This is a genomic window from Pseudomonas caspiana, assembly GCF_002158995.1.
Classification (GTDB): domain Bacteria; phylum Pseudomonadota; class Gammaproteobacteria; order Pseudomonadales; family Pseudomonadaceae; genus Aquipseudomonas; species Aquipseudomonas caspiana.
Window position 1 is genome coordinate 70,951 of sequence record NZ_LOHF01000024.1, and the last position, 8,415, is coordinate 79,365.

General features: G+C 57.9%; 9 protein-coding genes. 3 read left to right on the plus strand and 6 right to left on the minus strand.

What is annotated here, in order from left to right; translation table 11 throughout:
• Nucleotides 1–7: 7 nt before the first annotated feature.
• The 4 genes from AUC60_RS22540 to AUC60_RS22555 all read right to left on the minus strand — a co-directional run bounded on the left by AUC60_RS22540 (nt 8) and on the right by AUC60_RS22555 (nt 3,311).
• On the minus strand, nt 8–946 hold the full coding sequence (locus AUC60_RS22540) for a MerR family transcriptional regulator (protein WP_087272965.1): 939 nt from the start codon (nt 944–946) through the stop codon (nt 8–10).
• A gap of 2 nt (nt 947–948) precedes the next feature.
• On the minus strand, nt 949–1,911 hold the full coding sequence (locus tag AUC60_RS22545) for a YbgA family protein (RefSeq protein WP_087272968.1): 963 nt from the start codon (nt 1,909–1,911) through the stop codon (nt 949–951).
• A 201-nt stretch (nt 1,912–2,112) separates the two neighbouring features.
• A complete protein-coding gene (locus AUC60_RS22550; RefSeq protein WP_087272971.1) occupies nt 2,113–2,328 on the minus strand; it encodes a TIGR02450 family Trp-rich protein in 216 nt (71 codons plus the stop codon).
• Complete coding sequence (locus AUC60_RS22555; protein WP_087272974.1) at nt 2,325–3,311, minus strand: NAD(P)/FAD-dependent oxidoreductase; 987 nt, start codon at nt 3,309–3,311, stop codon at nt 2,325–2,327. Before AUC60_RS22555 ends, AUC60_RS22550 begins: the two co-directional genes overlap by 4 nt.
• Nucleotides 3,312–3,604: 293 nt before the next feature.
• On the opposite strand from AUC60_RS22555, the gene AUC60_RS22560 reads away from it, so the two are divergent.
• Nucleotides 3,605–4,507 carry a TIGR01777 family oxidoreductase gene (locus AUC60_RS22560; protein ID WP_087272977.1) on the plus strand — a complete coding sequence of 301 codons (903 nt, stop codon included), beginning with the start codon at nt 3,605–3,607 and terminating at the stop codon, nt 4,505–4,507.
• A gap of 13 nt (nt 4,508–4,520) precedes the next feature.
• Entirely contained in the window at nt 4,521–5,546 is a 1,026-nt protein-coding gene (gene hemH, locus AUC60_RS22565; protein ID WP_087272980.1) for a ferrochelatase, read from the plus strand.
• A gap of 116 nt (nt 5,547–5,662) precedes the next feature.
• Here hemH and AUC60_RS22570 read toward each other — a convergent pair whose 3' ends face one another.
• Nucleotides 5,663–6,940 (minus strand): uracil-xanthine permease family protein, encoded by a 1,278-nt coding sequence (locus AUC60_RS22570; protein WP_087272983.1) that lies wholly within the window; start codon nt 6,938–6,940, stop codon nt 5,663–5,665.
• Entirely contained in the window at nt 6,940–7,578 is a 639-nt protein-coding gene (gene upp / locus AUC60_RS22575) for a uracil phosphoribosyltransferase (protein WP_087272986.1), read from the minus strand. The genes AUC60_RS22570 and upp overlap by 1 nt, the downstream gene beginning before the upstream one ends.
• Nucleotides 7,579–7,760: 182 nt before the next feature.
• Here upp and AUC60_RS22580 point away from each other — a divergent pair, with 182 nt between their 5' ends.
• Nucleotides 7,761–8,318, plus strand: coding sequence for a hypoxanthine-guanine phosphoribosyltransferase (locus AUC60_RS22580; protein ID WP_087272989.1), 558 nt, complete (start codon nt 7,761–7,763; stop codon nt 8,316–8,318).
• The last annotated feature ends 97 nt before the right edge of the window (nt 8,319–8,415 follow it).

The window sequence follows — 8,415 nt, forward strand, 5'->3', positions numbered from 1 at the left end:
TTATTCCTTAGAAAAGATCCAGTAGCTGCAAGGCGGCGAGGGCGCCCAACGGGTCTTCGGCCAGGTGCAGGCCTTCTATTTTGTTGATCGCCGTGGCGAGGTCGTCGCAGTGAATGCGCACGCACGCACCAGCAAGAACAGTCGGACACTGAACGTTGCTCAGCAACTTGGGGAGTTGGCCAGGGTTCAACGCTTTGCTGGAATACAGCAACACCGCACGCGGCTTTAGGAGCTCGGCTGCCAGCGTCAGTTCGCCATTCGGCAGCGGCCAGTCAAAGATCTCGACCGGGCAATCGGCGCTGCTGATCAACCAGGCGCTGAGCCACAAATTCGGTTCCAGTGGCAGGTCTGAATGATTGACCAATAGCACCGGGCTACCGCTGAGTTGACGATTGTTGTGGTAGATCCGCGCACCAAACTTGCTGCGCAGCCATGAGTAGAAGAATACTCGCTCCATCTGCCCGCCAAATTGCGCCTGCCAGCGAAATTCGAGCTCGGCCAGCAGCGGCATCAATAGCTGTTCGCAGACGGTTCGTGGCGGGTAAAGCGACATGGCTTGATTGAACAGGTCATCAACCCGTCGTTCAGCCAGTTCGCCAATGGCCTTGATCAGGTTCTGGCGCAGATCATCCCAGTCATTACCGGCAACGCTCGTGTCCGGTTGGCGGCTGTCGATAAGGTTTTTTACCTGGCTGACCGACACTCCACGGTTAAGCCAGGTAAGGATGTTCATGACCCGCTGGATATGCTCATCGGAATACAGTCGATGCCCCTTGGGGGTGCGATGCGGCACGATCAGCCCATAGCGGCGTTCCCAGGCGCGAAGTGTTACCGCGTTGACGCCGGTTTGACGAGCGACTTCGCGGATCGGTAGCCAGCCGCTTTCAAGGCCCTGTTCTTCGGGATCCTGCTCGGACGCGCAGACGAGATGCAGTGTGTCGTTCATGTTCAGATCGCATTCCGCAGGCTGAGATTTTCCGGGTGCGGCTGCATGTAAACCTGCAAGGCCACGTAAGGATCAGGATGTTGGCGGAAGTGGTGCTTCAGCAGCGTCAGCGGCACGATCAGCGGCACGATGCCTTGATGGTATTGCGCAATGAGTTGCTGGATTTCCTGTTTGTCAGCGGCTGTCAGGGTCTGTTTCAGATAACCGCTGATGTGCTGCAGGACATTGGTGTGGGTGCGGCGGGTGGCGGGCTTTTTCAGGGCCGCCATCAAGTCGCTGAAATAGCGTGGCGCGATCTCGTTCGGGTCGCTGCGGCCCATGGTGCCCAGCAGGTTGCCCAGTACCTTGTACTGCGCCGGGTCGTTGGCCATGAGCTGGTATTTATAGCGTGAGTGAAACTCGGTCAGGCTGCGGCGAGTGATGCCGGCCTTGAGCAGTTCCTGCCAGGCGGCATAGGCAAAGACTCGTGTGATGAAGTTCTCGCGCAGGACTGCGTCATTGAGGCGTCCGTCTTCTTCCACCGGGAGGTTGGGGTGAAGCTCACAAAACGCCTGGGCATAAATCCCGCGTCCTCCTCCTTCAACCGGGGCCCCATTTTCGGTGTAGACCTTGACCCGCTCCAGACCGCAACTGGGTGATTTCTGCATGAAGATATAGCCGCAGATATCCCCCAGCTCTTGCGCCATTCGCACGCCGTAGTCAGCCAGTGGCTGGGTGACGTTAAGTGCGTTGTTCACCGTGCCGATGGCTTGAGGATTTTGTGCGTCGCCCACCAGGCGAATAGGTTCGCGGGGGATGCCCATGCCGATGGCTACTTCCGGGCAGGCTGTGACGAACTCGAAGTATTGAGTCAGCTCGCGGGTGCACAAATGGGATTCTTTATGACCGCCATTGAACCGCACCTCGTCGCCCATGAGGCAGGCACTGATGCCGAGTTTTGGTTTATGGACTGTCGGAGAAAGCATGCGAACCTCTGAACATAATTGTACAGGGCTAATTCGCTGTACAACTTTAGCTCATCATAGGTTCAATGCTGTACAAGTCAAATAGTTTGTATAGGGTTTGTATGGGGCGATGCGGTTTCGCTTAATAGCCCAAATCCTGTAGGAGCCGAGCTTGCTTGCGATGAACGATAACGCGGTGCCGCAATGGCTAACCGAACTGCATCACTTCCAGCCCATCTTCCAAGCGTCAGCATCCTGCAATGCCTGCCAAGGCAGGCGCTCACTGCGCTGGGTCAGGACCGCTTGCAGTTCGATTTCCAGCACGGTGCCTTCGTCGTCGCGAAACAGTTCGGTGACCATAAAATGCTTTTCACGGTTGACCGGCGTGGCTGCTGTCCATTTTGACAGCAGCAGTTTGCGGGGGGTGAGGCGGTTCAATTCAGGTGTTCCAGCAAGCGCCGCGCCGCCTCTTGACCGCTCAGCCAAGCGCCTTCGACCCGGCCCGACAGACACCAGTCGCCGCAGACATAGATACCCTGATCCGGATCGGACAGTGCGCCCCATTCGTGAGCGGTGGCGGGGCGGGCGTAGAGCCAGCGGTGAGCGAGACTGAATGTCGGGGCGGGCACTGCGCAGCCGATCAGCTCGGCAAACGCGCCGTGCAAATGTTCGATGACTTGCTCTTTGGGCATGTCTAGATGCTGCCGACTCCACGCGCTGGTGGCGTGCAATACCCAAGTGTCCAGAGTCGTGTCGCGCCCGGGTTTGCTGCGATTGCGGGCAAGCCAGTCGATGGGGCTGTCCTGTACGAAACAACCTTCAAGCGGGGTCTGCAACGCGCTGCTAAAACTCAGCGCCACTGCCCAGGTAGGGTCCATTTTTACGCTGGCGGCAGCACCGGCAAGTTTGGGGGCGCTGGCCAGCAAGGCAGTTGCCTGTGGCGCGGGTGTAGCGATGATCACGTGGCTGAATGGGCCATGACTCTGGCCTTCGGCGTCTTGCAGACTCCAGTGTTCCTCACCACGGAAGACCTCGGTGATCCGGCAGGAAAACGACACCGGAAGATCACCCAGCATGTTGCGGGTGATGGCGCTCATGCCGGGTTGGCCGACCCAGCGCACTTGCTCATCGGGGGAGGGACTCAGTTGTCCCACGTGGGAGTTATACAGCGAAGGCGTCCACTGGGCCGCGCAGCCTTGCGCCTTCCACTGTTGCACGGCGGCCATGAAGCGGCGGTCACGAGCGGTGAAGTACTGCGCGCCCAGATCAAGCGAGCCTGTATCGCTGCGCTTGCTGGACATCCTTCCGCCACTGCCGCGGCTTTTGTCGAAAAGATGCACGGAATGCCCGGCGGCAGTAAGCGCCTGGGCAGCGGAGAGTCCGGCGATGCCGGTACCGATGATTGCGATAGGTACAGTCATAGGGGCCTCTTTACCTTGTCTGCACAGACTACGCCGTAGTTAAAACCTGTACAATATTGTTTTTTGGTATAACTAGCTGTGATCTACTGTCGCGATCCAGCGCAATGTCTCCCGTACGGCGCAAGCATAAAATCCAGCACTTGACGGGGATCAGCAACTACCCGAACGGATGGTCAGACCTCAGCCTCGCGATGTTTGACCTATTGTTCAAGAGCAATCTGCTGACGTGAACAGATGCGGACATAAAAAATAGACTACCGAATAGTCGCGAACGCCACGCAAGGAACCCTGCCATGAACATATTGCTGACCGGCGGTACTGGTTTGATAGGGCGGCAGCTCTGCCTGCTCTGGGCTCAACAGGGTCATCAGATCACGGTCTTGAGCCGCAGGCCTGATGAAGTGCCGCGTTTGTGTGGCAGCGGTGTGCGTGGGATAGCCCATCTTGGCGATCTGAACGAACAAACGATTGATGCGGTGATCAATTTAGCGGGTGCGCCTATCGCCGACAGGCCCTGGACTCGCAAGCGCAGAACTCAATTGTGGGACAGTCGCATCGGGCTGACCGAGCAATTGCTGGACTGGATGGAGCGGCAGACTCAGAAACCGCAGGTTCTGATCAGTGGTTCTGCAGTGGGTTGGTACGGCGATGGCGGTGAGCGTGAGCTGGACGAAACCTCCCTGCCAGTCAAAGAAGATTTCGCCAGCCATCTGTGTGACGCCTGGGAAGAAACGGCGCAGCGAGCCGAGGCTCAAGGCGTGCGGGTAATCATCATTCGGACCGGGCTTGTGCTCTCCGATGACGGCGGCATGTTGCAGCGGCTGCTACCGCCCTTCAAATTCGGCATGGGCGGGCCGATCGGTAACGGTCGGCAGTGGATGCCGTGGATACACATCAACGATCAAATCGCTGCGATTGATTTTCTGTTGCACAACCCTGACGCGCAGGGCCCCTATAATCTCTGCGCGCCACAGCCGGTGCGCAACCGCGAGTTTGCCAAAACGCTTGCCGGTGTTCTGCACCGTCCCGCGTTCATGCCGTTGCCCGCCCTGGCCTTGAAAGTGTTGCTGGGCGAATTGTCTGTTCTGCTACTGGGTGGTCAACGTGCTCGACCTGCTCGTCTGGAAGAAGCCGGTTTCACCTTCCGATTTACTGAACTGCACGCCGCCCTGAACGATTTACTGGGCCGCCATTGAAATAGGATGTTGCATGACCGATCACGCGCTGTTGCTGGTCAATCTGGGCTCGCCAGCCTCCACTTCCGTGGCTGATGTTCGCCGTTACCTCAACCAATTCCTGATGGACCCTTACGTCATCGATTTGCCGTGGCCTGTTCGGCGTCTGCTGGTGTCGCTGATCCTGATCAAGCGTCCCGAGCAATCAGCCCATGCCTACGCTTCTATCTGGTGGGATGAGGGCTCGCCGCTGGTGGTGCTGAGCAAGCGTTTGCAGCAGGCCATGACTAAGGAATGGACCCAAGGCCCGGTTGAGCTGGCGATGCGTTACGGCGAGCCATCCATTGAAACGGTGCTGACCCGGTTGGCGTCTCAGGGCATCAGCAAAATTACCCTGGCTCCGCTTTACCCGCAGTTTGCCGACAGCACGGTGACCACTGTAATCGAGGAGGCCAAACGCGTTGTAAAGGCCAAATCACTGAACGTGAAGTTTTCGGTGTTGCAGGCGTTCTACGATCAGCCCGAATACATCGACGCCTTGGTCGAGAGCGTGCGGCCGCATCTTGAACAGCCCCATGATCACCTGTTGTTGAGCTTTCACGGTTTACCGGAGCGGCACCTGACCAAGCTTGATCCGACCGGTAATCATTGTTTCAAGGATGCTGATTGCTGCAAGAACGCTTCACCGCAAGTGCTTGCGACCTGCTACCGCGCACAGTGTCTGCGTTCGGCGGCCGTGTTTGCCAAACAGATGGGCATTGCCGATGGCAAGTGGTCGGTGTCGTTTCAATCGCGGCTGGGGCGGGCAAAGTGGATCGAACCCTACACCGAGGCGCGGCTGGAAGAACTGGCTGCTCAGGGCGTGAAGAAGTTGCTGGTGATGTGCCCTGCATTCGTCGCCGATTGCATTGAAACGCTGGAAGAGATTGGTGATCGAGGTGCCGAGCAATTCAAGGCTGCCGGGGGAGAGGAATTGACTCTGATCCCGTGCCTGAACGATGACCCGAACTGGGCAGCGGCACTGAACAAACTGTGTGAACGGGCACCGGTTATGTTGTGAGCCGCTTTTATCTGTAGGAGCGCACGAGCACTGCGAGGCCGCGATAGCGATTTGTCAGGCTGATCGCTATCGCGGCCTCGCAGTGCTCGTGCGCTCCTACAGATTTAGGGTTGGTCCTAAGGCAACTGATCATCCAGATGCTTGTTCTTCCACCCGTCATTGCCCGGCAACAGCAGGTTAAGCGCGATAGCGGTTACCGCGCACAGGGCGATGCCTTTCAGGCCGAAGTCGTCCGGGCCGTTGCCGGTTCCGATCAACACGCCGCCAATACCAAACACCAATGTTACCGAGACGATCACCAGGTTCCGGGCTTCAGCCAGGTCGACCTTGTGGCGGATCAGGGTGTTCATACCTACCGCTGCAATCGAACCGAACAGCAGGCAGAGAATCCCGCCCATCACCGGCACCGGGATGCTTTGCAGCAGTGCACCGAACTTGCCGATGAATGCCAGGGTAATAGCGAAAATCGCTGCCCAGGTCATGATCTTCGGGTTGTAGTTTTTGGTCAGCATCACTGCGCCAGTCACTTCAGCGTAGGTCGTGTTGGGCGGGCCGCCGAACAGGCCCGCCGCGGTGGTAGCAATACCATCACCAAACAGCGTGCGATGCAGGCCCGGCTTTTTCAGATAGTCACGGCCAGTCACGCTGCCCACCGCGATCACACCGCCGATGTGCTCGATGGCGGGCGCTAGCGCCACAGGGACGATAAACAGGATCGCCTGCCAGTTGAACTCCGGAGCGGTGAACGCAGGCAAAGCCAGCCAAGGCGCTGCTGCGATTTTGGCGGTGTCGACGACGCCGAAGTAAAACGACAGCGCAAAGCCCACCAACACGCCGGAGATAATCGGCACCAGACGGAAAATCCCCTTGCCGAAGACCGCCACGATCAAGGTGGTCAGCAGCGCAGGCATAGAGATCAGCATCGCCGTGCTGTACGGGATCAGTTCCGCGCCGTCGCCACTTTTGCCCATGGCCATATTCGCGGCAATCGGCGCCATGGCCAGGCCAATGGAGATGATCACCGGACCGATAACCACCGGCGGCAGCAGGCGGTCAATGAAGCCGGTGCCTTTGATCTTCACCGCAAGGCCAAGAAAGGTGTAAACGAAGCCTGCCGCCATCACTCCGCCCATGGTCGCTGCCAGGCCGAATTGGCCCTTGGCAAGAATGATCGGGGTGATGAACGCGAAGCTCGACGCCAGAAAGACTGGCACCTGACGACCGGTGACGATCTGGAACAGCAATGTACCCAGGCCAGCGGTAAACAGTGCGACGTTTGGATCCAGCCCGGTGATCAACGGCATCAATACCAGCGCGCCGAATGCCACGAAGAGCATTTGCGCACCGGACAACACGGTGCGCCAGAGTGGATCGTTGAACTCGTCCTGCCTCATCACGAGTCCTTTTGCTTGGTGCCGAAAATTTTGTCACCGGCATCGCCCAGGCCCGGAATGATGTAGCCGTGTTCGTTCAGTCGCTCATCAATGGAGGCGGTATAAATGATCACGTCAGGGTGAGCGGCTTCGACCACTGCAATCCCTTCCGGCGCGGCAACCAGCACCATGGCGCGGATTTCCTTGCAGCCTGCTTTTTTCAGCAGATTGATCGTGGCGACCATCGAACCACCGGTGGCGAGCATCGGGTCGATGATCATGGCCAGGCGTTCGTCGATTTCCGGTACCAGCTTTTCCAGATAGGTGTGGGCTTCGAGGGTCTCCTCGTTGCGAGCCACGCCCACGGCGCTGACTTTGGCACCCGGAATCAGGCTGAGCACACCGTCAAGCATGCCAATACCGGCGCGCAGAATTGGCACGACAGTGATCTTCTTGCCAGCGATCTTTTCAACCGGGACAGTACCGGCCCAACCCTGAATATCGTAGGTTTCCAGTGGCAGATCAGCGGTGGCTTCATAGGTAAGCAGGGCACCCACTTCCTGAGCGAGCTCACGGAAGTTTTTGGTGCTGATGTCAGCGCGGCGCATCAGGCCGAGCTTGTGGCGGATCAGCGGATGGCGGATCTCACGAATAGGCATAGGAAAAAGCTCCGGCGAGGGCAAAAAAACGGCCTAGGTTAATCTATTCAGCTGTTACTGTCCTACGCGCCTTGCGGTGTTTTCAGACAATTCCTGACACGTTAGTCCAGAATTGCTTGCCCTGACTGGAGCGGATGCGTACCTTTGCCCGCTTTTCTTACACTGCCCCCCAGGAGAGCGTCATGTCCGCTGATCTCGAGCATATCCGTCAAATCATGCGCGAAGCTGACTGCCTTTACACAGAAGCTGAAGTCGAAGCGGCCATTGCTCGCGTTGGCGCGCATATCAATGCCGAGCTGGCTGAGCGCAATCCAGTCGTATTTTGCGTGATGAACGGCGGTCTGATCTTCTCCGGCAAACTGCTGACGCACCTGAACTTTCCGCTGGAAGCGTCCTACCTGCACGCTACCCGCTATCGCAATGAAACCAGCGGCGGCGATCTGTTCTGGAAAGCCAAGCCCGAAGTCTCGTTCATCGACCGTGACGTGCTGATCATCGACGACATCCTCGACGAGGGTCACACCCTGGGCGCGATCATCGACTTCTGCAAACACGCCGGTGCCCGCGCCGTTCACACTGCTGTGCTGATCGACAAAGATCACGACCGCAAAGCGCGTCCGGACCTGAAAGCCGATTTCGTAGGCTTGCCGTGCGTTGACCGTTACATCTTCGGCTATGGCATGGATTACAAAGGCTACTGGCGTAATGCTGCCGGGATTTATGCGGTTAAAGGGATGTAAATCAAATTTAAAGCGCGCAGCAAAAATTGACCTGTAGGAGCTCACTGAGGTTACGAGGCCAGCGATAGCTTTTTGCCTGACACTCCGCCATCGCTGG

Coding starts and splice junctions, on each gene's coding strand:
- AUC60_RS22540 (WP_087272965.1), bottom strand. CDS start 946: ATGAACGACACACTGCATCTCGTCTGCGCGTCCGAGCAGGATCCCGAA.
- AUC60_RS22545 (WP_087272968.1), bottom strand. CDS start 1,911: ATGCTTTCTCCGACAGTCCATAAACCAAAACTCGGCATCAGTGCCTGC.
- AUC60_RS22555 (WP_087272974.1), bottom strand. CDS start 3,311: ATGACTGTACCTATCGCAATCATCGGTACCGGCATCGCCGGACTCTCC.
- AUC60_RS22560 (WP_087272977.1), top strand. CDS start 3,605: ATGAACATATTGCTGACCGGCGGTACTGGTTTGATAGGGCGGCAGCTC.
- hemH (WP_087272980.1), top strand. CDS start 4,521: ATGACCGATCACGCGCTGTTGCTGGTCAATCTGGGCTCGCCAGCCTCC.
- AUC60_RS22570 (WP_087272983.1), bottom strand. CDS start 6,940: ATGAGGCAGGACGAGTTCAACGATCCACTCTGGCGCACCGTGTTGTCC.
- upp (WP_087272986.1), bottom strand. CDS start 7,578: ATGCCTATTCGTGAGATCCGCCATCCGCTGATCCGCCACAAGCTCGGC.
- AUC60_RS22580 (WP_087272989.1), top strand. CDS start 7,761: ATGTCCGCTGATCTCGAGCATATCCGTCAAATCATGCGCGAAGCTGAC.